22 protein-coding genes and 2 pseudogenes are annotated in these 21900 nt (G+C 64.8%); 12 read left to right on the forward strand and 12 right to left on the reverse strand.

Annotated elements, in window-relative coordinates; genetic code table 11:
* Positions 1-47 precede the first annotated feature (47 nt).
* Complete coding sequence (locus tag BJ6T_RS40455) at positions 48-1199, forward strand: ABC transporter substrate-binding protein (RefSeq protein WP_014498291.1); 1152 nt, start codon at positions 48-50, stop codon at positions 1197-1199.
* A gap of 255 nt (positions 1200-1454) precedes the next feature.
* On the opposite strand, the gene BJ6T_RS40460 is transcribed toward BJ6T_RS40455, so the two are convergent.
* Together BJ6T_RS40460 and BJ6T_RS40465 are read right to left on the reverse strand one after the other, a co-directional pair.
* Positions 1455-2183: a glutathione S-transferase family protein gene (locus tag BJ6T_RS40460; protein ID WP_014498292.1), complete on the reverse strand. Its 729-nt coding sequence runs from the start codon at positions 2181-2183 to the stop codon at positions 1455-1457.
* A 68-nt stretch (positions 2184-2251) separates the two neighbouring features.
* A complete protein-coding gene (locus BJ6T_RS40465; protein WP_014498293.1) occupies positions 2252-2512 on the reverse strand; it encodes a hypothetical protein in 261 nt (86 codons plus the stop codon).
* Between the two features lie 113 nt (positions 2513-2625).
* Between BJ6T_RS40465 and BJ6T_RS40470 the strand changes: the two genes are divergently transcribed.
* Both BJ6T_RS40470 and BJ6T_RS40475 read left to right on the forward strand, forming a co-directional pair.
* Entirely contained in the window at positions 2626-3324 is a 699-nt protein-coding gene (locus tag BJ6T_RS40470) for a helix-turn-helix transcriptional regulator (protein WP_014498294.1), read from the forward strand.
* A gap of 5 nt (positions 3325-3329) precedes the next feature.
* Positions 3330-3653, forward strand: coding sequence for a YkgJ family cysteine cluster protein (locus tag BJ6T_RS40475; RefSeq protein WP_014498295.1), 324 nt, complete (start codon positions 3330-3332; stop codon positions 3651-3653).
* Here the strand turns inward: BJ6T_RS40475 and BJ6T_RS47850 are convergent.
* Together BJ6T_RS47850 and BJ6T_RS40485 are read right to left on the reverse strand one after the other, a co-directional pair.
* A complete protein-coding gene (locus BJ6T_RS47850; RefSeq protein WP_014498296.1) occupies positions 3650-4063 on the reverse strand; it encodes a hypothetical protein in 414 nt (137 codons plus the stop codon). The genes BJ6T_RS40475 and BJ6T_RS47850 overlap by 4 nt on opposite strands.
* Positions 4064-4357: 294 nt before the next feature.
* Entirely contained in the window at positions 4358-4705 is a 348-nt protein-coding gene (locus BJ6T_RS40485; protein WP_038933545.1) for a DUF3307 domain-containing protein, read from the reverse strand.
* Positions 4706-5110: 405 nt separating this feature from the next.
* Here BJ6T_RS40485 and BJ6T_RS40490 point away from each other — a divergent pair, with 405 nt between their 5' ends.
* From BJ6T_RS40490 to BJ6T_RS40500, 4 genes and pseudogenes are all read left to right on the forward strand, one after another.
* Complete coding sequence (locus BJ6T_RS40490) at positions 5111-6556, forward strand: TAXI family TRAP transporter solute-binding subunit (protein WP_014498298.1); 1446 nt, start codon at positions 5111-5113, stop codon at positions 6554-6556.
* Positions 6557-6680: 124 nt separating this feature from the next.
* Positions 6681-6898: pseudogene (locus tag BJ6T_RS49015) on the forward strand (hypothetical protein).
* 140 nt (positions 6899-7038) lie between these two features.
* A complete protein-coding gene (locus tag BJ6T_RS40495) occupies positions 7039-8148 on the forward strand; it encodes a cyclic nucleotide-gated ion channel (RefSeq protein WP_014498300.1) in 1110 nt (369 codons plus the stop codon).
* Between the two features lie 12 nt (positions 8149-8160).
* Positions 8161-8946, forward strand: a complete 786-nt coding sequence (locus BJ6T_RS40500; protein ID WP_014498301.1) for an enoyl-CoA hydratase/isomerase family protein — start codon at positions 8161-8163, stop codon at positions 8944-8946.
* Here the strand turns inward: BJ6T_RS40500 and BJ6T_RS40505 are convergent, their stop codons facing one another.
* Both BJ6T_RS40505 and BJ6T_RS40510 read right to left on the reverse strand, forming a co-directional pair.
* The gene (locus BJ6T_RS40505; RefSeq protein WP_039228686.1) at positions 8947-9381 is read right to left on the reverse strand and encodes a DUF6157 family protein; all 435 of its coding nucleotides are present in this window, start codon (positions 9379-9381) and stop codon (positions 8947-8949) included.
* A gap of 17 nt (positions 9382-9398) precedes the next feature.
* Positions 9399-10043, reverse strand: coding sequence for a glutathione S-transferase family protein (locus BJ6T_RS40510; RefSeq protein WP_014498303.1), 645 nt, complete (start codon positions 10041-10043; stop codon positions 9399-9401).
* A gap of 80 nt (positions 10044-10123) precedes the next feature.
* Between BJ6T_RS40510 and BJ6T_RS40515 the strand changes: the two genes are divergently transcribed.
* Both BJ6T_RS40515 and BJ6T_RS40520 read left to right on the forward strand, forming a co-directional pair.
* Positions 10124-11107: a helix-turn-helix transcriptional regulator gene (locus BJ6T_RS40515; protein ID WP_028170352.1), complete on the forward strand. Its 984-nt coding sequence runs from the start codon at positions 10124-10126 to the stop codon at positions 11105-11107.
* 138 nt (positions 11108-11245) lie between these two features.
* The gene (locus BJ6T_RS40520) at positions 11246-11479 is read left to right on the forward strand and encodes a hypothetical protein (protein ID WP_014498305.1); all 234 of its coding nucleotides are present in this window, start codon (positions 11246-11248) and stop codon (positions 11477-11479) included.
* Between the two features lie 56 nt (positions 11480-11535).
* On the opposite strand, the gene BJ6T_RS40525 is transcribed toward BJ6T_RS40520, so the two are convergent.
* The 3 genes from BJ6T_RS40525 to BJ6T_RS40535 form a co-directional block, all read right to left on the reverse strand.
* Complete coding sequence (locus BJ6T_RS40525) at positions 11536-12483, reverse strand: fatty acid desaturase (RefSeq protein ID WP_028170351.1); 948 nt, start codon at positions 12481-12483, stop codon at positions 11536-11538.
* A gap of 15 nt (positions 12484-12498) precedes the next feature.
* A complete protein-coding gene (locus BJ6T_RS40530; RefSeq protein WP_014498307.1) occupies positions 12499-13518 on the reverse strand; it encodes an alpha/beta fold hydrolase in 1020 nt (339 codons plus the stop codon).
* Between the two features lie 157 nt (positions 13519-13675).
* Positions 13676-14479 (reverse strand): MBL fold metallo-hydrolase, encoded by an 804-nt coding sequence (locus BJ6T_RS40535; RefSeq protein WP_028170350.1) that lies wholly within the window; start codon positions 14477-14479, stop codon positions 13676-13678.
* A 196-nt stretch (positions 14480-14675) separates the two neighbouring features.
* Between BJ6T_RS40535 and BJ6T_RS49490 the strand changes: the two are divergent.
* Positions 14676-15871, forward strand: a pseudogene (locus tag BJ6T_RS49490) (MFS transporter).
* A gap of 195 nt (positions 15872-16066) precedes the next feature.
* Positions 16067-17017 (forward strand): helix-turn-helix transcriptional regulator, encoded by a 951-nt coding sequence (locus BJ6T_RS40545; protein WP_014498311.1) that lies wholly within the window; start codon positions 16067-16069, stop codon positions 17015-17017.
* Here BJ6T_RS40545 and BJ6T_RS40550 read toward each other — a convergent pair.
* From BJ6T_RS40550 to BJ6T_RS40560, 3 genes are all read right to left on the reverse strand, one after another.
* A complete protein-coding gene (locus BJ6T_RS40550) occupies positions 17014-18021 on the reverse strand; it encodes a zinc-dependent alcohol dehydrogenase family protein (protein WP_028170349.1) in 1008 nt (335 codons plus the stop codon). The two genes, BJ6T_RS40545 and BJ6T_RS40550, sit on opposite strands and share 4 nt — an antisense overlap.
* Positions 18022-18037: 16 nt before the next feature.
* Positions 18038-19651 carry an acyl-CoA synthetase gene (locus tag BJ6T_RS40555; protein ID WP_014498313.1) on the reverse strand — a complete coding sequence of 538 codons (1614 nt, stop codon included), beginning with the start codon at positions 19649-19651 and terminating at the stop codon, positions 18038-18040.
* 67 nt (positions 19652-19718) lie between these two features.
* A complete protein-coding gene (locus BJ6T_RS40560; RefSeq protein WP_039156109.1) occupies positions 19719-20486 on the reverse strand; it encodes a FadR/GntR family transcriptional regulator in 768 nt (255 codons plus the stop codon).
* 165 nt (positions 20487-20651) lie between these two features.
* On the opposite strand from BJ6T_RS40560, the gene BJ6T_RS40565 reads away from it, so the two are divergent.
* Entirely contained in the window at positions 20652-21857 is a 1206-nt protein-coding gene (locus BJ6T_RS40565) for an ABC transporter substrate-binding protein (protein ID WP_014498315.1), read from the forward strand.
* The last annotated feature ends 43 nt before the right edge of the window (positions 21858-21900 follow it).

Consider the following 21900-nt stretch of genomic DNA (forward strand, 5'->3'; position numbering starts at 1 on the left):
TTACCCCCGATTTCTGCTTTCAAAGAAACACGTCAAGGGAGGAATAGATGAAACGCTTTTACCTGACCGCCGCCATCACTGCTGCGACGCTTGCCCTGCCGGCTCTGCCTGCACTGGCCCAGACCAGCGAAATCACCATCGGCATCACCACCACCACGACCGGCCCGGGCGCGGCGCTCGGCATTCCCGAGCGCAACGCACTGGAATTCGTGCCGAAGGAGATCGGCGGCGTGCCGCTGAAGGTGATCGTGCTCGACGACGGCGGCGATCCCACCACGGCAACTACCAACGCTCGACGCTTCGTGACCGAATCCAAGGCGGACATCATCATGGGCTCGGCGCTGACGCCGCCGACCATCGCGGTCTCCAACGTCGCCAACGAGGCCGGCATTCCGCATTTCGGCCTGGCGCCGTTCCCGATCACGCCTGAGCGCATGAAGTGGTCGGTGGCGATGCCGCAGCCGATCCCGATCGTCGGCAAGGTGCTGTACGACCACATGAAGTCGAAGGGCGTGAAGACCATCGGCTATATCGGCTATTCCGACTCGTACGGCGATCTCTGGTTCAACGATCTGAAGGCCCAGACCGGACCGATGGGCATGACCATCGCCGATGAGGAGCGCTTCGCCCGTCCTGATACGTCGGTGACCGGACAGGTGCTCAAGCTCGTTGCCGCCAATCCCGACGCGATCCTGGTCGGCGCCTCCGGCACCGCGGCCGCGCTGCCGCAGACCGAGCTGCGCGAGCGCGGCTATCAGGGCCTGATCTACCAGACCCATGGCGCCGCCAGCATGGACTTCATCCGCATCGCCGGCAAAGCGGCGGAAGGCGTGCTGATGGCCTCCGGTCCCGTCATGGATCCCGAGGACCAGCCGGACGAAGCCGCCACCAAGAAGCCGGGCCTCGCGCTCAACACCGCCTATGAAGCCAAGTACGGTCCGAACAGCCGCAGCCAGTTCGCCGGTCATTCCTATGATGCGTTCGAGATCCTCAAGCGCATCATTCCGACGGCGCTGAAGACGGCGAAGCCCGGCACGCCGGAATTCCGCGAAGCGATCCGCCAGGCGCTGCTGTCGGAGAAGGAGCTGGCAGCGAGCCAGGGCGTCTACAACTTCACCGAAAAGGACCGCTACGGCCTCGACGAGCGCTCACGCATCCTGCTCACGGTGAAGAACGGCAAGTACACGCTGGTGAGATAAGGCGCGACGAAAGTTTCGAGGCGACGAGAGCCGGCCTGATGGGCCGGCTCTTTTGTTTTGGCTGTAGCAACGAGCTGCGGGCCCACTGTCGCTGCGCCCCCTCTCCCGCTTGCGGGAGAGGGTTGGGGAGAGGGTGCCTCCGCAGTGGGATTGTCTGAAGCAGTCCCCCAGCGGAGAGAGCCCCCACCCGGCGCTTCGCGCCGACCTCCCCCGCAAGCGGGAGAGGTTGCACCGAGCCTGCGGATATGCCGAGCCCTAAGCCGCCTGCCGCAACGGCGTCCAGGCGAACTCCGGATAGTAATTGTCCATCATGCGATCGACATACGCCGTGAGATTGCCAAATCCCTCGGCCCTTTGCCGCAGTCCGGATTCGAAGAAGGGCGTCAGGATTCCGGCGAGTGCGCCGAAGGCGGTGGCATCGACGCCGCAGGGCTTGTTGCCCATCAGGTAGGCCTTGTCGCCGAGCTGGACCGAGAGCGCGAACAGCGAACGCACCGCGAGATCGACGTCGTCATCGGGCGCGTGGCGGCCGAGGCCGGAGAGCAGATAGTTCTCGGCGACACGGAATTGCGCATCTTCGCGCAACTTTTCGCGATTGTGCTCCGGTGCGCCGTCGAAGAAATGCGCGGGCCCCTTGGCGAAGTTGACCGGATCGACCCAGCGCGCCCCGACCAGCGCCCAGTAGACGTGATGCTCGATCATGCGCTCGAACGCCCAGGCCTGCGCCCGCTCGGCCAGCGACAGCCCGGCGTCGAAATCGAAGCCATAGCGGCGCTCGATATGGGCGCGGATGAAGGTGGAATCGGCCACAGCCTCGCCGCCGTCGTCGATGAACGGCAGCTGCCCCTTGGGCGAGGCCGGCGGCATTGCCCGCTCATTCCGGTAGGGCAGTCCCGCCATCTTGAGCTGCACCTCGGTCTTGGTGACGAAGGGGCTGATTTCCGGCAGGCCGAAGCCGGCGCCAAAGCCATAAAGCGTGATCATGCGAACTCTCTCCTGGACCTGCGAAATTTGGGTTTGCGAAATTTGGACTTGCGAAACTTTGAGGGAACCTAGTGACCGGCTGCTGCCACCATGGTGGCAGCAGCCGTGATATCTTCTGCGAAACGGGCCCCCCGCCAGGCGCGGGCCATGACATGGCGGGCCAGCGCGTCCGCAGCCCGGGTCAGCAAGCGTGCCATCACGCTTGCGAGAGCAAATCGGAGGTCGACGGCCATGAGATCGAGCGAAACGAGGCGGCCGAGCGCCCAGGCGGACCAGACCTGTGCCCGCAACATCGGAATCGCCGGGCCGAAATGGGTTGGAATGATCATGGACAAATCCTCTTCAGTCGATGTGTTGTCCCGGTATAGACACCCCCTGCTGCCAACATCCTGTCAGCAGCAGCGCGCCGTTTTCTGATCCGTCCCCCGATGAGAGAATTGCCATGAGACGCGCCGACCGGCTGTTTCAGATCATCCAGGTGCTGAGGCGCACGCGTAAGCCGCTGACCGCGGACGCGATCGCGGCCGAGCTCGAGACCTCGAAGCGCACCATCTATCGCGACATCGCAACCTTGATCGGCCAGCGCGTGCCGATCCGCGGCGAAGCCGGCATGGGCTACATCCTGGAGAAGGGTTTCGACCTGCCGCCCTTGATGCTGACACCCGACGAGATCGAGGCGGCCGTGCTGGGCGCGCAATGGGTCGCGGGCCATGCCGATTCCGCGCTGGCACGCGCGGCCGAAGATTTGATGGCCAAGATCGCCGACACCGTGCCTGAGCGCTTGCGTCCCTTCGTGCTGGAGCCGGCAAGCCGCGCGCGGCCGAGCTGGAACAGGGAGCCGGACCGCCTCGACATGGCGCGCACGCGCACCCAGATCCACGAAGGCAAGAAGATCATGCTGCGTTATCGCGACGAGCAGGGTCGCCCCAGCGAGCGCATGATCTGGCCGATCTCGGTCGGCTATCTCGAAGCCGTGCGCCTGCTTGCGGCCTGGTGCGAGCTACGCGGCGACTTCCGCAGCTTCCGCACCGACCGCGTCGTGGATGCTAGCTATCTCGACGATAAATATCCGGAGCGGCGCGATGTGCTGCGCGCAAGATGGCGGCAGAGCCTGGTCTGGGGCCCGCCAAAGGACACGTGAGCGCGATGGAAGAGATCTCCCCCGTCGACCTGTCGAGCTGGTGCCAGAGCTGCGGCGCCTGCTGTGGCTATTCGGAGAACTGGCCGCGCTTCTCGATCGAGAGCGACGAGGAGCTTGCCGCAATCCCCGAGACGCTCGTCAACGCGCGCCAATCCGGCATGCGCTGCGAGGGCGATCGCTGTTCGGCGTTGCGGGGGGAGATCGGAAAGCAGACGGCCTGCGGCATTTACGAGGTGCGGCCGGAGGTGTGCCGCACCTGCATGCCGGGAGACGCCGAATGCGCGATGGCGCGGCGGAAATTCGGACTGCCGGTAGTCGAGGCCGCTTAGGCTGGAACGGCTACAGCTGGAACGGCTTCGCTGACCTCGTCGTCGAACCCGTCCTCAAGCGGTGCAAGCACCGAGAGCGGCTTGGTCGACAGCGTGATCGGCTTGCGGCCCCCCGACAGCGACGGCGACGATTTGACCGTGCTTTCGCGCGACAGCGCGTAGAGCGTCGAGCCGACGCGGCCGCCGTTGTCGATCAGGTCACGCTCGCTGCAGCTGGCTGCGATCGCGACCGCCAGCGAGTGCAGATGGCTGCGGCGATAGCAGAACAGCGCCAGCCTGGCGCGCGCGTCAGGGGAAACACTCTCAACCAGCCTCGGCAGGCCACTCTCGCTGGCGCGATACATCTCGCCAAGGAGTTCGTCGCGGACCGGGCAGAAATCGCTTTCATAGGCGTCGCGGCTTGAAAACATTGCAGTTCTCCCTCGATGCGGAAGATGCAGCGCAATTCTCTAATGAAAGGTTAACCACGCCGCCCGGTAGTCACCCGGGGTCCTTGCGCCCCGGTCGCGAATCCGAGGCGCCCTGGTGGTTTGACAACGGGGTTGGCGACCGCCTGCGGCCATCCTTCGATACGCCCGCCGTTGGCGGGCTCCTCAGGATGAGCTCTGCTTCTGCTGAAGGGTCCTAACCCCTCATGGTGAGGAGGCGCGAAGCGCCGTCTCGAACCATGCAGGCCCGGCAGCCACTCCGGAGAGCCGCCGGCCTCAGTTCGCCGCCATGAAGATGGAAAGGCCGAAACCGGTCAAATGATGCAGGGCCTGGTCGACGCCGATCAAGGTCCAGAACCAGGGATGCGCCAGGTCGACACCGAAATTGGCGGAGACGAACCCCTTGGCGCGGTCGATGGTGATATGGATCGCGAAGTCGATGAACGCGACGAACCAGAACCGCGGTGCCACCAACAGGATCAGCGGCAGCGCAACCGCGAGATGAATCAGGCAATGCACCAGAAGCGGCAAAGCCCAGCCGTGCTTCTGGTCCTTGCCGTGCGCCATCCAGGCAGTCTGGAGCACGAAATCGGCGATGATGTGCTTGAAGGTGAGCAGCAACATCCAGCCAATGAGCGCTTCGACCGGAACCGCCGATGACATGGGTGGAAACGACAAGCTGACGCCCTCATTGACGTGACAAGAAAGATCGGAGCGTTCAGCGCAACTTCTTTTTTGGACCGGTCAAATCGCCGGGACGTGTGATTTATGACATCTCCCGCGACGGAATGCAGCCGGGGGGAACTGGAAAATCGCCAACTGTGGCTAACTAGTGATAGGATGACCAATCGCCGCGGCCAGATCGAGTAAGGTTACCTCCGGCTCGAAATTTGCTTTCCGGCATCGGCACGCTATCATTGTCGGCAGAGAAATTTCGTTCTTTTTTCAGACGTTTAGGAATTGCAGGGCGCCCGCCGCGATCGCATCCGCGAGCCGTCCGCCACTCAGAAATAGGGCCGGAGTGCTGCCATGAGTACTGAAGGCCCGACCTCGTCACCGACCGAACCGCCGCCGCGGCGCCCCAAGGTAATCAAGACCAATCAGCAGCAGGTCCTTCTCTACGTCGTGCTGACCCTGCTGCTGTCGCTCGCTACCGTCTGGGGCGGCCGCGCCATGCTGCACAATTCGGAGACGCTGACCTTTGCCGTCGGCCCCCCCAACAGCGACGAAGCGCTGTTCGCCGCCAAGCTCGCCACCTTGCTGAAGAACAACGCCTCGCGCTTCCGGATCAAGATCGTCAACAACGCAGACAATGCCAAGGCGCTCGCACAGTTCGACCGCAAGCAGGCCGACCTCGCCGTCCTTCGCACCGATACCAAGGTGCCGCTGCGGGCGCGCACGCTCGCCATCCTCGAGCACGATCTGGTGCTCCTGCTCGGTCCCGGCAACAAGAAGATCAAATCGCTCGCCGAGTTGAAGAAGAAGAAGGTTGCCGTCCTCGCCGAGAACGAATCCTCGCTCGCCTTCGTCCGTAGCATCCTCGACATTCCCGACGGTCCGGATGCCGCGAAGATCCAGATGGCGCCGCAGGGTGCAACGCTCGACAAGCTGTTCGCACCGGCGAGCGGCTTTGGCGCGGTGATCGCCATCGTCCATGCCTCCAGGGCGGTGCGGGACAAGGCCTATGAGCAGGTCGCCAGGCGCGGCGGCTTCACGCTGAACGCGATCGACGAGGCCAAGGCGCTGGCGCGCAGGATTCCTGGCATTTCCAGCGAGACGCTGACCGCGGGCACGCTGTCTGCGTCGCCGGAAATTCCCGACGACGACCTCGACACGATCGGGCTCGAATGGCTGCTGGTCGCGCAATCCAGGATGTCGGCGGGCACGGCGGGGGAGCTCGCGCGCGTCGTCTATGAGAACAAATCCGCGCTCGGGCTCGACAACGGCTTCGCCAGCCGAATCGAGCCGGCCTCCGTCGAGAAGGATGCCTACGTGATGGCGCATCAGGGGGCGGCCGACTACATCAACGACGACACCAAGTCGTTCATGGATAAGTACAGCGACCTGATGTATCTGGGCGCCGCCGCGCTCAGCGTGATCGGCTCGATCTTCGCTGCGATCTACGCCAAGATCACCCGGATCGCGCCCGAGAAGGCTGGCGAGCTTTCCACCGCCGTCCTCGACATCGGCGAACGCATCGAGCACGCCCATTCTCTGGACCAGCTCGAATGTCTCCAGGATGAGCTGGAGGGCATTCTGCGCGGCGCCGTCATAGGTCTCAGGGACGGCACGATCAGTACCGACGGGCTCGACACCTTCAAGCTCGGCTACGAGTTCGTCCGCGACGAGATCGGCATGCGCCGCGACTATCTCAAACGCCACTGCGGCGAGGCCGACAAGGTCGCCCAGGATACGGCCCCTCCCCAGCAGGACGAGAGCAAGATCGTCGTGGTCAAGACAGCTCAGAGTGCCTGACCTGTCGATTTGACGGGTCTCGCAGCGGCACCTTGCCGGCATTTCCCGTGAATCTCCCGGCCGAATCCGGGAACCGTCCCCGGTCCACAACCGTTTGCTCCCGGATACAACCGGAGCACGCGCGATGCGTACACTCCTCGTCATCATCCTTCTGGGCATGCTGGTGGCGGCTGGATATTTCGCCTATTCCGCAATGGCGGTCGAGGGCGAGCCGATCCCGACGGAAGGCTATGTGGCATTGGCGCTGGGGGCGGGTTTCGCCATCGTCGTCGGCGTCGGCCTGATGATGTTGCTTTTTTCAGCAGCCGCCGCGGCTACGACGAGCCGCCGCATTTCAGGTAGCGCCCCGGATCCACCACGGCACCGGGCTCGATGCTGCGGGCAGCCCCTGCCCGTCGTTGACGGCTCCCGCCCGGGCGGGCACTTTGGCGGTGGCGTCCCAGCCGGGACCCAGAGAGACACGATCGAGCCCGCCTTCCCGCATGTCCAAGCCGCTGATCCCCGCACTGGCCCAGTTCGTGGCCGCCACGGCCGGCCGCAACATGACCAAGGCGGCCTATGCCGCGGTCGGCCTCGGCGTGCTCAGCATGGTGCTGCTGACGGTCAACCCGGCCTATGAGACGGCGTCCCGCTGGGTCGACGCCCTGCTATGGGCCTGCCTCGTCTATTTCGTGTTCGAATGGGTGGTCCGGCTGCGCCACATGGCACAAACGGGGCGCCTGTCGCTCTACATGACCTCCTCTGCCGGAGTGGTCGATGCTCTGGGCGCGCTGGCCGTGCCGGTCGCGCTCCTGATCGGCATCGAGGCGAAGACGGCGTGGCTGCTCAGCGTGCTCTGGGTGATGAAGGTGGTGCCGGGCATTCCGGGCCTGCGGCAGCTGCGCCGGGTGCTGGTGCTGGAATCGGGGCCGCTGGTCAGCGTGCTCGTGATCTTCCTGATGGTGGTGTTCCTCGCTTCCGTCGCCGAATATTTCCTGGAACGGGACGTGCAGCCGCAGACATTCGGCAGCGTCCCCGCCGCGCTGTGGTGGGCTGTCGTCACGCTGACGACGACGGGCTATGGCGACGTGGTGCCGGTGACGCCGCTGGGGCGCATGGTGGCGGCGATGGTGATGATCTCGGGCCTCGGCGTGTTCGGGCTGTGGACCGGTATCCTGGCGACCGGCTTTGCCGCCGAGACCCGCCGCGACAACTTTCTCAAGACCTGGGAATCCGTCAGCAAGGTGCCGTTCTTCGCCGCACTCGGGCCGGCGGCGATCGCCGACGTCACCCACATGCTGCGGACCATGGAGCTGCCGGCGCGCACCATGATCATCCGCAAGGGCGCGCAGGGCGACTGCATGTATTTCATCGCCGCCGGCGAGGTCGAGGTCGACCTGCCCGGCAAGAAGGTCCAGCTCGGCGAGGGCGCGTTCTTCGGCGAGATGGCGCTGCTCGGCAACAACAAGCGCGGCGCCAACGTCTCGACCACGAAGGTGTCGCGGCTGCTGGTGCTCGACCTCGTCGACTTCCGCGTGCTGATGGCGCGGCACCCCGATCTCGCCGAGACCATCGATGCGGAAGCCAAGCGCCGCACACTCGAAAACAAATAAATGGAGACAAGAATGTCGGACACAGCCGACGCAGCCTCAGGCCCCGTGCTCGAACGTGACGGCGCACGCGCCACCATCCGCCTCAACCGGCCCAAACATCTCAACCGGCTCCAGGCCGAGGATCTCGGCGAGCTGGTCAGGCTTTTCGACCGGATCGAGGCCGATCCTGATATCCGCGTGCTGGTGCTGACCGGCACGGGGCGGGCCTTCTCGGCGGGCTATGACCTCAACTCGGTTGCCGAGCGCGCGGTCAGCGCCAACGAGCAGCAGAGCGCGGGCTCGGCGTTCGAGGTCGTCGTCAACCGGCTGGAGGATCTCGGCGTGCCGACGATCTGCCGGCTCAATGGCGGCGTCTATGGCGGGTCGACCGACCTCGCGCTCGCCTGCGATTTCCGCATCGGCGTCGACACCGCCGAGATGTTTATGCCGGCGGCGCGGCTCGGGCTGCACTACTACAGAAGCGGCATCAAGCGTTACGTGACGCGGCTCGGCCTCGACAATGCGAAGAAGCTGTTCCTCACCGCGCAGAAGATCAGCGCGCCGGAGATGCTGCGGATCGGCTATCTCACCGCCATGGTGCCGGTGGATTTCCTCGACGAGGAGGTCGACAAGCTCGCCAACATCCTCGCCGGCAACGCGCCGCGGGCAATGGCCGGCATGAAGCGCGCCATCAACGAATTCGCTCGTGGCGAATTGGACGAAGCGGCCGCCGATCAGCGCCACCGCGAGAGCATGCGCGGCGACGAGATCAAGGAGGGTATCAAGGCGTTCGCGGCAAAACGGCCGCCAAAATTCTGATCACGCCCGCTGCGACCGCATCGCGCGCACCTGTGTGAGCTTGGGATCGCGGACGAGCACCTGGTAGCGCTTGCTGTCGACGGCGTAAATCGCGATCCGGCCCTCACTGTCGGCATGAACGCCCCAGCCGAAGCGCTTGCCCAGGCTCGACGCCCTCATGCAGGCCTGCCCCCGGGAGAAGAACGCTTCACGAGCCGCACGCTTCTCCGTCTTCGTCGCCTTCGCATCGAGCTCGCGTCCCGGCGCGGACGTCGCGAAGATCACGTCGTCGGACGTGTGCTTGTAGGGTGCCTTGGTGATCATCTCGTATTGCAGGCACGCCACCGTCGGCTTTCCCGCGCGCAGCGGCGGCTCCTCGCCGGTATGCGCGGGACAGTCTTCAGCCACCCGGATGAAGGTGTTGAAGCAGTTGGTCGTGTGGATCGAGTTTGTCATCTGCAACCCTGGATCATTCAACCACCTGCAGCCGCGGCATGCTGCGCCGCCATCTCATCGTCGGCGGCATTGATCCGCTGGAACGCAGGCCGCGAGGTCATGCGTTCGGCATAACGAACGAATTCGTCTTTCTTCGGCACGATGCCGAACATCATCGTCCAGCTGAACGCGACACCCCACAAGATATCGGCGGCCGTCATCCGCTCGCCGAGCAGATACGGCCCCTTCGATAATTGCGTCTCGAGCGCGCCCAGCATGGTGTCGTAATCGGCGTAGGGCGACTGCATGATCGGCGCCGGCTCGCGCTGCATGAACTTGTCGATCAAGGCCGGCTCGAACGATGCGCCGTAATAGGCGATCCAGCGCAGGTAGGGACCGCGCAGCGGGTCGTTCAGCGCGGGCGTCAGCCCCGCCTGCGGAAACAGATCGGCGAGATAGATAGTGATCGCGACCTGCTCGGTCACCAGCGCCTCACCGTGGCGGACCGCCGGCACCTTGCCGAGCGGATTGATGGCGAGGTAGGCGCCCTGGCGCTGTTCGCCGGCCTTCATGTTGAGGACGTGGAGATCGTAGGGCGCGCCCAGCTCCTCCAGCAGCACCCGCGTGCCGGTGGCGCGGCTTTGCGGCGAATAATACAGGGTGATGCGGTTTTGATCGGTCATAACACGTCTCCATCTGGCCGGCGATGGCGCTTATAGCGGACCATACCTGACATCCTGTGTCAGGTATGGTTTAAGGGATCATGCGCGCGAGCAGAATGTTGTCGATTCTCACCACCCTTCAGGCCAGGGGGCAGGTCACTGCGCCCGAGCTCGCGGAAGCCTGCGAGGTCTCGGTGCGCACGATCTATCGCGACATCGATGCACTCGCGGCGTCCGGCGTCCCTGTCTACGCCGACCGTGGCGCGGAGGGTGGCTATCGCCTGCTCGACGGTTATCGCGTGCGTTTGAACGGCCTGTCGCAGAACGAGGCGGAGGCCCTGTTCCTTGCGGGACTGCCGGGGCCGGCCGCGGCGCTCGGGCTGGATGCGGCGATGATCGCCGCGCAGAACAAGCTCATGGCGGCACTTCCTGCCAACCTTCGCGAAGACGCCGGGCGGATGCAGGAGCGTTTTCACCTGGACGCACCCGGCTGGTTCGGCGAGACGGAAGAACCCAAACATCTTCGCTCCATCGCCGGCGCGGCTCTGCGCGGGACGCTGATCAAGATCCGCTACCAGAGCTGGCGCGCGGAGAAGCAGCGCCGCGTCGCACCGCTCGGGCTCGTGCTGAAGGGCGGCAGCTGGTATCTCGCAGGCCAAGTCGACGGCAGCGTGCGCACCTATCGTGTCGCGCGCGTGCTGGACTGCACCGCGCTCGACGACCGCTTCGATCGCCCCGCCGCGTTCGATCTCGCCGCCTATTGGCAGGCAGCGACGCTTCGCCTCGAAGCCGAGATGCATCCCAATGTCGCGATCGTGCGGCTGTCGCCGTTCGGCGTCAAACTGCTCGACGCGCTGAGCCAGCCTTACGTCAAGGCGCGCACGCAGCTTGCAGAGACCATCGATGCGGACGGCTGGCGCATCGCGCGCGTGCCGACCGGCAAGACGTCATGGCACGCCGCGGCCGAATTGTTGCGGCTCGGGCCCGAGGCCGAAGTGCTGGAGCCCGCCGATCTCCGCGAGAAGATGGCGGAGATGACGCAGGCGATGGCTGCGCGCTATCGCGCAGCGGCGCGAAAAGCCTGACAGCGGCGCATTTCGCCGAAGCCCACGAAACATTCCTGAAACACGATTCCTGCCTCGCGCCCTGAACGCGTTCGCGTCTCGGCCCGACGGAGAAGCAGGGACACAACAACGGCCTTAGCGCCACACTGGAGAATGAAAATGTTTCGTAAGCTTGCTCTTGGTCTGATCGCTGCTGGTTCGCTCGGTGCTGCCGCTCTCGCGCCCACCGCGGCTTCGGCCCACGGCTTCCATCATCACTGGGGTCCCGGCTGGGGTTTTGGCGGCGTCTACGTCAACACCGGCGTCAGCAACTGCTACCAGGAGCGCGTCGTCCGGACCCGCCATGGCCTGCGCGTCCGCGTCGTGAATGTCTGCGCCTACGGGATCTACTGATATCTGACGTCCTCGACAAAGCTCCGGTCGCAGTGCGGCCGGAGCTTTGCATTGGGTTAACCAATCTGCCGATGCCGGCGAAACCAGGCCCAGGTCTCGCGCGTCGTCCTGATATAGCCACGGCCGCGATGGACGATCTCGCCGTCGACGATCTCGTTCAGCTTCGGCAGCGCGTGGAACGGGATCGAGGGATAGGCGTGGTGCTCGACATGGTAGGGCATGTTCCACGCGAACCATTTGACGATCGCGCTGGTGTAGGTGGTGCGCGTGTTCTGGAAGGCGCTGCGGGTGCGGTCGCAGCCGGTGTGCTCGGCATAGAGATAGGGCCGCAGGAAGGACTGCCCGATCATCAGCGGAACGATCCAGACCCAGAGCAGCAGCGCGGAGGAAAACCAAAGCGAGAGCGCGAGCAGCAACGCATAGAGCCCGGCGTAGGCGCGCGCCTCGCGCGCGATGGTGGCGCGCTTGTTTTCGGGAATCCAGGGCACGGTGACCTTGCCGGTGACGGCGTGGCCGAGCATCAACCGGAGGCGGCCGGCGACCTGAAGCAGGCCACTATAGGCGAGCGCGAGTTGCGTGTCGGATGTCGGCTTCACGCCGACGATCAGCTCCGGGTCCTTGTCCGGATCCTGGGTGTAGCGGTGATGGTCCCAGTGAAACAGGCAGTAATATTCGTAAGGTTGTCCGATGATGAAGGCCGAGGGATAGCCGACCGCAAGGTTGAGGCCACGGCTCCTGAACGCGGTCTTGTGCGCGGTCTCGTGCAGCGCCATGAACAGGAAGGCGACGAAATAGCCCTGCACCGCCATCAGCGGCAGCGCCCACAACACGCCCCAGGCTGAAGAGACCTTCCAGACCAGCGCGCCGACCAGCACGACCAGGCCGTAATGGCTGAGACTTTTCGCGGCCCCCCTGAGATTGGATCGCACCGACAATTCACGCAGCATCGCCGGTGTCAGCGGCTTCAGGCGATGGCCGGGCTCTGAAACGGTCGCGTCAGTCATCATCGAAGGCTCGTCCTATTTGCTGAGAAGCTCTGCGACCTCGGCCTTGAGGAAGGCCTGGTCGCGCGGATTGTTGACGGGGTTGCCGGCGCGATGGCCGTGCTGCGACGGAATCGGATGCAGTACCGCCGATTTTGCGTTGATCAGCCTGCCGAGCTCGTCCTCGTTGTCGCGAGCGTCGAAATAGCGGTCGGTCGCACCCGGCATCAGCAGCATATGCGCCTTGATCGCGGCCAGCGCCCGACCGAGGTCGCCATCGAATGACGCGCAACGACTGATGTCACCGCGCTGCCAGATTCCGGCTTGCGCGAGGAGATCATTGGCGTCACGCCGGGCAAAGGTCGCGTCCCAGTTCCGGACCAGATAATCCTCGAGCGAGGTGAAGCCCGCCTCGCGCCACAGCTCGTCGCGGTAGAAGCCGTGCGACATCGCCCAGCCGGCATAGACGCGTCCCATGGCGCGATAGCCGGCAACGGGCTTCTCGACGAAGCGACCGTCGCGGAAGGCGGGATCACCGGTCAGCGCGGCCTTCACGCTTTCGAGGAAGACGTAATTATAGGGCGCACATCGCGCACTGCCGCAGACCACCGCGGCCCGCACGACCATGTCGGGGTGCAGCGCCGCCCAGTGATAGGTCTGCATGCCGCCCATCGACCAGCCATAGACCAGCGCGAGCTTTGTGATGCCGAAGCGCTCGGTCAGCAGCCGGTGCTGGATCGCAATGGCGTCGTGATAGGTGATTTGCGGGAATGGCGCCTCGCCAGAATTCGACGGCGAGGACGACAGGCCGTTGCCGAACAGGTTCGGGATGATGATGAAGTAGCGCGTAGGGTCGAGCACGCCATCGGGCCCGATCAGCCATTCCGTGTCGTAGTGTTGGGCGCTGAACGAGGTCGGGTAGAGGATAACGTTGTCCCTGGCGGGACTGAGGGTGCCGTAGGTCTTGTAGGCGAGCTTCATCGCGGGGGAGACGGCGCCGGACTGAAGCGTGACGTCGCCGGCCTCGAATATCTCGTAGTCGCGCTGCCCGGTCATGCGTCCAACTCCCGCTCACGCGGCCGCTGCATGCGCCCGCCGAGACAACGATGCATCGTTCGTGCCGGACCAGCAAACGCATCGTTGCGCCGCGCTTAATATCTGTACTTATAGTACAGTTATTAGGTCAGAACAAGGGGGTTTTGGTCGTCCCGCGTCAGGCGATGGCCGCGATGTATCGCTGCACGGACGCTGCGAATGCGGCCTTGGCGCCGGAGGCGATGTTGCGGCCCCACCAGGCGCCGTAGATGCGGTCAAAGGCGAGCGGCTCCACAGCGGCTGCGATCCGCCGCACCGCGGCGGCGTTGAGCGGCATGTAGTTCGGATAGGAGTACATGAAGCTGACGAAGCGGCGGTCCATCGTCACCTGCGCGATATCGCCGGTGAGCAGCGCGCCCTTGCCCTCCGCGCCGCGCAACCAATGCATCATGGTGGCGCCGGCGAAATGACCGCCGGTGCGGAGCAACAGCACGTCACCGGAGATGCGATGCTGATCGCCGGTCCAGTGCACGATGGCGGGATGCGGACGCGTCACCCATTGGCGATCATCGGCATGCAGATAGACCGGTACGCCGCCGAACGCCTCGCTCCAGTCGGCAAGCGCGCCATAGTAATGCGGATGCGAGATCGCGATCGCCTTCAGCCCGCCGAGCGAGCGCACATGCGCGACAGCTTCCGACGTCGCTAGCGGGACGCAGTCCCACATCAAACAGCCGTCACCGAGCGGCACCAACAGCGCGCGCTGGCCGATGGCGAAGCTCGGCTCGGACCCGATGCCGGTGAGGCCGAGATCGTCGCGCCAGGCGAGGCGGTGCCGTTCCGCCAACGCTTCGCGTGTGAGGAAGGTTTGGCCCCTCCAGTTCACGAATTGCCGCTCGTCCTCGCAGATCGGACAGGATGCGGGCGGTTTTTCACTTTCAGGAAATTGGGCGCCGCAGGTTTCGCAGGTCCAGAGAGGCATGGCCATGATCCAGAAGAAGGAGGGGACACCCACGAGATGACGCCGTAGCCCTCCCATCGCAAGTGCGGAGGAACCAACCCGGCTAGCACATGTTACTTTCCGGTCCGCCCCGGCGCCAGTTGGCCGGTCATGTGAGCCCGTCTTGTCAGCCCTGCTTGTGCAAGACCATTTCCGCCGGCAGTCGCTCAACGTCCCGATGGCATCGCGCTCCCCTCCCCGCCTCTGGCCCCTCTACGCAGTCAACTTCTTCATGGCCGACATGCAGTCGGGCATCGGACCGTTCGTCGGCGTGTTTCTCCAGGAGCGCGGCTGGGGGACCGGATTGATCGGCAGCGCGCTGACGATCGGCAATGTCGCGGGCATGCTGGCCACGACGCCGATCGGCGGCTTCATCGATTCCAGCCGCAACAAGCGCCTGTGGGTCGTCATTCCCGGCATCTGCGTGGTGCTCGCGTCCGCAATCATCCTGATCTCGCAAAATTTCTGGGCGGTCACGTTTTCGCAAGTTGCGCAATCGCTGGCGAGCGCCGCGATCGTGCCGGCGGTCACAGGCATTACCTCGGCATCGCCAGGCAAAAGGGCTTCAATGCGCTGAACGGCCGCAACCAGGCCTTCAACCATGCCGGCAACATGGTGGGCGCAGCGCTGTCGGGCTATCTCGGCTACAAGTTCGGCTATGTCGCCGTGTTCGTGCTGGCGGCGATGTTCGGCGCCATCGCGATCGCCTGCGTGCTGATGATCCCCGCAAAGGCGATCGACGATCGCGCCTCGCGCGGCTCCAAGGAGGATGATCCCGACAGCGCGCCGGATGCGTTCACCATGCTGCTCAAGCACCGGGCGCTGCTCGTGCTGGCGCTCGCGCTCGCGCTGTTTCATCTCGGCAACGCCGCGATCGTACCGCTCTATGGACTTGCCGCGGTGGCCGAAGGCCAGGCCAACGGCCCGACCTTCGTCGCGACCACCGTCGTAATCGCGCAGGGCGTGATGGTCGTGACGTCGCTGATCGCGATGAAGGCGGCGAGCAAGCGCAACTACTGGCCGGTGATCCTGGTCTCTTTCATGTTCCTGCCCATCCGCGGCGTGCTCGCCTTCTTCGTCACGGGATGGTGGGGCGTCGTGCCGATGCAGGTGCTCGACGGCATCGGCACCGGGCTGCAGACGGTGGCCGTCCCCGGCATGGTCGCGCGCTCACTCAACGGCACCGGCCGCATCAATCTCGGCCAGGGCGCGGTCATCACCGTGCAGGGCGTCGGCGCGAGCCTCAGCCCCGCGCTCGGCGGCTGGATCGCGCAATGGATCGGCTACGGCCCGACCTTCCTGCTGCTCGGCGGCTTCGGGCTCGCATCGATGGGGCTGTGGCTGGCGTTCGGTGCCGCGGTGAAGACGTATTGAGGCAAGCGGCCGCCCGGACATCGCGGCGCAAACTACCTTTACGATCGGGGCCTACCGGGCTGCGGCACCAGGTCGCGGTCACAGCGCGTCATCGCGAGTGACTTATCACGCAATCCAGCGCTTTTGCGGTTGCGGAGCATCGCCCTGACGATACAACCTGCCGTAATTCGCCAATCAATCTGCCCTTCCCGATCGATGATCCAGCCTCAACTCTCATTCGATGGCGACCCGAATGGCCAGGCCTATGAACGATGGCGCGAGCAGTTCTGCCGCCAGGTCGCCGACGTCGATTTCGTTCCGATCGGGGAAGGACGGGTTCACCGGACCATTTCGCCGGCCATCCTTCCGCGCCTCCGGCTCTCGGCCTCGTTCGGCACGCCGATGTCCTTCGTATCGCTGGGGACGAACGACGAATTGGTGATCACAATGTCGCCGAATTCGGCGCTGAGCGGGGCCATGGGACGACGTCCGCTGGAGGTCGCCGCCGGCGACGTCACGATCGGCGACCCCTCGATCAAGGGCGCCCATATCACTCAGACGACACACGGCAACTTCCAGACCGCGCTGCTGCCGCGCAAGGCGCTGCTGCGCGCGTGCCCGGATGCCGAGGATCTGATCGCGCAGTCGATCCCCGGCGCCAATCCGATCACGTCGATGTTCCTGCGATATTATGACCTCGCGCACACTTATGCCGACAAGCTCGCGCCCGCAGAGCTCGATGCGGTCTCGCAGCATCTGTTCGACCTCTCCGTGCTGATGATCGGAGCGCGCGGCGATGTCGCCGAGCAAGCTCGCATGCGCGGCCTTGCGGCGGCGCGTCTCGAAACCCTCAAATCCGACATCCTGGCGCAGCTCGACAGCCCCGCGCTGTCGCTCACCGTCCTTTCAGCCGCGCACCGGATCAGCCCGCGCACGATCCAGTTGATGTTCGAGCAGGCCGGCATCACCTACAGCGGCTTCGTGCTGGAGCAGCGGCTGCTGCGCGCCGAGCGGCTGCTTCGAAATCCAAACCTGCGCACGCGCAAGATCATCGAGGTCGCGCACCTCGCCGGCTTTCACGACGTTTCCTACTTCCATCGCGCGTTTCGTCGCCGCTTCGGACGGACGCCCGACGACGTCAGGAAGCTCTCCGGCGAGATGGGCTAAGGAAACTCAACCACGATCTTGCCGAAGTGACCGCCCTGCTGCATCAGCCGCAACGCGTCCGGCACGGCATCGAACCCGAGCGCACGGTCAATGACCGGCTTCATGCTGTTGCGGCCGATCGCGGCCGTCATCCCCTCGAACATGCGGCGGCTGCCGACCGACAGGCCGATGACGTGCAGGTTCTTGGAAAACAGGCTCGGAATCGCGATCTGCTGCGAGAAGCCGGTGAGCACGCCGATCACCAGGATGTTGCCACCGACCCTGATAGCCTCGAGCGACTGCGCAAAGGTATCCTTACCGCCGACCTCGACGACGTGATCGACGCCGCCGCCGGTCCAGTCGGCCGCGGCCTTGCCCCAATCCGGCACGGAACGATAATTGATGGTGTGGTCGGCGCCGAGCGCCTTGGCGCGCGCGAGCTTCTCGTCGCTCGACGACGTCACGATCACGCTCGCGCCGGCGAGCTTTGCGAATTGCAGCGCGAAGATCGAGACACCGCCGGTGCCCTGCACCAGCACGGTGTCACCGGGTTTCACCCTGGCCTCTTCGAACAGCGCGCGCCATGCCGTGAGGCCGGCGCAGGGCAGCGTCGCCGCTTCCACGAATGAAAGGTGCGATGGAATGCGGCTGACGCCCTCGGCATCGAGCAGCATCACCTCCTGCAACACGCCCGGCCGCGTACCGCCGAGCGCATAGCGGCGGCTGGTCGCCGACACCTTCCCGTCGATCCAGGACTGGAAGAACATCGGACAGACGCGATCGCCAACCGCGACGCGGGCAACGCCGTCACCGACCGCGACGACTTCGCCGGCACCGTCCGAGAACGGGATCAGCGGCAATCGTGATACGCCGCCCTTGCCCTGCACCGTGAGCAGATCACGGTAGTTGAGCGATGCCGCCTTCATCCGCACCGCGATCTGGCCGGTGCCAGGCGTCGGTTCCGGCAGATCGACCAGCTCCAACCCCTCGATCGACCAGTCGCGCGCGACCTGCCAGACCTTCATGGCGACCGCTCCGTGCCTACGTTCCAAAATTCTTCTGGATCGCCTTGTCGAGCGTCTCGCCGCCGACGAAGCGCTGGCGCAGCTCGCGCTTGAGCAGCTTGCCGCTCGGGTTCTTCGGCAGACTGTCGACGAAGATGACGCGCTTGGGCACCTTGAAATGCGCCATCTGGCCGGCGCAGTGCTTGATGACGGCATCCTCGTCGAGCTTCTCGCCGGTCTTGACCACGACGATCGCCGTGACCGCCTCGATCCAGCGCGGATCGGGCAGGCCGACCACGGCAACCTCGGAGACCGCAGGGATGCGGTAGACCATCTCCTCGACCTCGCGGCTCGCGACATTCTCGCCGCCGGTCTTGATCATGTCCTTGACGCGGTCGACCACGGTGATGTGGCCCTCGGTATCGACGGTGGCGAGATCGCCGGAGTGAAACCAGCCGCCGGTGAAGGCCGCCGCGGTCTTGACGGGGTCATTGTAATAGCCGGAGAGCAGATGCGGCGAGCGGTGCACGATCTCGCCGACCTCGCCGACCTTCACGTCCTCCATCGCCGTGTTGACCACGCGCGTCTCGACGTTGAGGACGGGCTTGCCGGCCGAGCCGGCCTTGCGCAGCTGGTCCTCCGGCCGCAGCACGGTCGCGAGTGGCGCGATCTCGGTCTGGCCGTAAAAATTCCAGAATTTTACGGCGGGCAGTCGGCGCTGGAGTTCGAGCAAGACTTCCACCGGCATGATCGAAGCGCCGTAATAGCCCTTCTGCAAGGTCGACAGATCGGTCTTGTCGAAATTCGGCGAGCGCAGCATCGCGATCCAGATCGTCGGCGGCGCGAAGAAGGACGTGATCTTGTGTGCCTGGATCAGCGCCAGGATGTTGTCGGCGGTCGGCTTGCCCGTGATCACGCCGGAGGCGCCGAGATAGATCTGCGGCCCCAGGAAGACGTCGAGCTGGGCGCAATGATAGAGCGGCAGCGCGTGCAGGAACTTGTCGTCCGCGCTCATGCCGCCGTCGATGATGCAGCTCACGTACTGCCACATCACGGCTTCATGGGTCAGCATCGCGCCCTTGGGCAGCGATTCCGTGCCGCTGGTGTAGACGATCTGTGCGAGATCGCGGCTGTCGACGGATGCCTCCAGGAACGAGCCGTCAGGGCCGAGGAGATCGTCGAAAGTGGCGATGTCCGCGGGCGCCGTGGCCGGATCCTCGCCCGGCAGCCAGATCATCTTTTCGACCGCGCAGTCCTTGGCCGAAGCGGCGCGCGCGGGCTCGACGAAATCGGGACCGGTCGCGAGCAGCTTTGCGCCGGAACTCTTCAGGATGAAATTGATCTCGTCCGGATTGAGCATGAAGTTGATCGGCACCAGCACCGCACCGATCCGCGCCAGCGCGAAGCGCAACGCCGCAAACGCGTGCGAATTGCGCGAGAGCACGGCGACGCGATCGCCCTTGCTGACGCCGAGCCCGAGCAGACCGCGGCCGAGCCGGTTGCAGATCGCGTCCATCTCGGCAAACGTCCAGTTCACATCGCCGCAGCTCACTGCAAGCTTGTTCGGCTCGCGGCCTGCCGAGCGGCGAAGCAGGTCGCCGATGGAGTGCTCACGCGCTTTCGAGATGGTGGCCGCGATGTCGCCGGTCATGTGTTCCTCCATGTGATGTCTTATTTGTTGGATTTCTTTGCTGAAATCTTGCGTCTTCATCAGGCGCCTATCTGCGCCGGGCCGCCTGGGCGTGCTCCATGTACATGTGCTCGACCGACCGATCGAGCGAGGCGATCTTCTCGAAACCGCGCCGCCAGTCCTGCAAGTGCCGGCGCGTCCAGAGCACGCCGGCCTCGCGGTCGCGGCGGCGGATCGCGTCGATCAGATGGCGGTGCGCGGCGACGAGGCGTGGGCCACCTTCGGCAACGCCGGTCACGATCATCTCGGTGGTCGGATAGAACAGCTGCGCCGCCGGCTCGCGTGCGAGCTGGAGCACGCGGTTCTGCGAGGCCTTGGCGACCAGCACGTGGAATTCGGCATCGCATTCGGCAAGCGCGGCGGGATCGCCGACTACGGCCTCGCTGCGCACGAGATTGTTGGTGAGCTCGGCGAGGTTCTCTTCGGTCGCGCGCTCCACCGCGCCTTCGATGCTCGCCACCTCCAGCGTCATCGAGGCCTCGTAGAGCTCGCGGAACGTCACCTCATGCAGCACCAGTGCGCGGCTGAGGCGGCTTGCAAGCTTGGTGTAGCGCGGCAGGCAGGCGTGCAGACGGCGCGAGGAATCGCGGCTGATCAAGCCGCCCTCCTCCAGCACGCGGATGCCTTCGCGAATGGTCGAGCGGTTGACACCGAACTGGCGCACCAGATCATGCTCGGTGCCGATGGGATCGCCGGGCTTGATGCGCCCATTGACGATCTCGCGCTCGATGGCGTCGGCGACTTTCTGATAGGCCGGCGCGACATCGATCGGACGGAAGAGCGGCGAAATCGGCACGGTAGCCCCCAATGGCGATTGTCCGACAAACTATAGGGTCGCCCCGGAGACGCGTCAAACTGCGTCATTCGCACCGCAGATGCAGCAAATTGACTCCTGGGGAACCTCGCTCTAACTTTGTCGGACAAAGGGACAGAATAGTCCCGTACAAGAGGAAACGTATCCATGAGACCTATCGCAGCACTCGTGTCTGCGGCCGGCTTGCTGTCGGCTGCCCTGATCGTCCCCGCCTCCGCCCAGCAGACCCCGCTCAAGATCGGCGTGCTCTCCGACTTCTCCTCGGTCTATTCCGACATCGGAGGCCAGGGGAATGTCGAAGCCACCAAGATGGCGATCGAGGATTTTGGCGGCCAGATGTTCGGCAAGCCGATCGAGATGGTCGCGGCCGACGTGCTCAACAAGCCCGACGTCGCCTCCACCATCGCGCGAAAGTGGTGGGAGACCGAGGGCGTCGACATGATCATCGACCTGCCCACTTCCGCCACTGCACTCGCGGTGATGGAGCTGTCGAAGCAGTACGAGAAGGTGATGATCGTGACCGATGCGGCAAGCTCCGACATCACCGGAAAATCCTGCTCGCCCTACACCGCGCACTGGACCTACGACACCTATTCCAACGCCCACACCGTCGGCAGCGCGATCGTCAAGAACGGCGGCGACAGCTGGTTCTTCCTTACCGCCGACTACGTGTTCGGTCATTCGATCGAGCGCGACACCGGCGACGTGGTAAAGGCAGCCGGCGGCAAGGTGCTCGGCAGCGTCAAGCATCCGCTCAACACGGCCGATTTCTCGTCATTCCTGCTTCAGGCCCAGGCCTCCAAGGCCAAGATCATCGGACTCGCCAATGGCGGCGGCGACACCATCAACGCGATCAAGCAGGCCGGCGAGTTCGGCATCGTCGCCGGCGGCCAGAACCTGGCTGCGATCGTGATGTTCATCTCCGACGTGCACAGCCTCGGGCTCAAGCTCGCGCAGGGCCTGATCATCACCGAGGCCTATTACTGGGACCTCAATGACAAGACCCGCGCCTTCGGCAAGCGTTTCCAGGAGCGCATCAAGCGCATGCCGACCATGAACCAGGCCGCGACCTACAGCGCCACGCTGCACTACCTCAAGGCCGTGCGGGCCGCCGGCACCAAGGACACCAAGACCGTGATGGCCAAGATGCGCGAGCTGCCGGTGAAGGATGCCTTCACCGACAACGGCATCCTGCGCGAGGACGGCCGCATGGTGCACAGCATGTTCCTGTTCCAGGTGAAGAAGCCCGAGGAATCCAAGGGCCCGTGGGACTATTACAAGCTGCTCGCCGAAGTGCCGGCCGACCAGGCCTTCCGGCCGCTGAAGGACGGCGGCTGCCCGCTGGTGAAGTAACGTCGACAACGACGGACCTGCATCGCCGCGCGCGGTGCAGGTT

Origin of the sequence: Bradyrhizobium japonicum USDA 6 (assembly GCF_000284375.1) — a bacterium.
Classification (GTDB): domain Bacteria; phylum Pseudomonadota; class Alphaproteobacteria; order Rhizobiales; family Xanthobacteraceae; genus Bradyrhizobium; species Bradyrhizobium japonicum.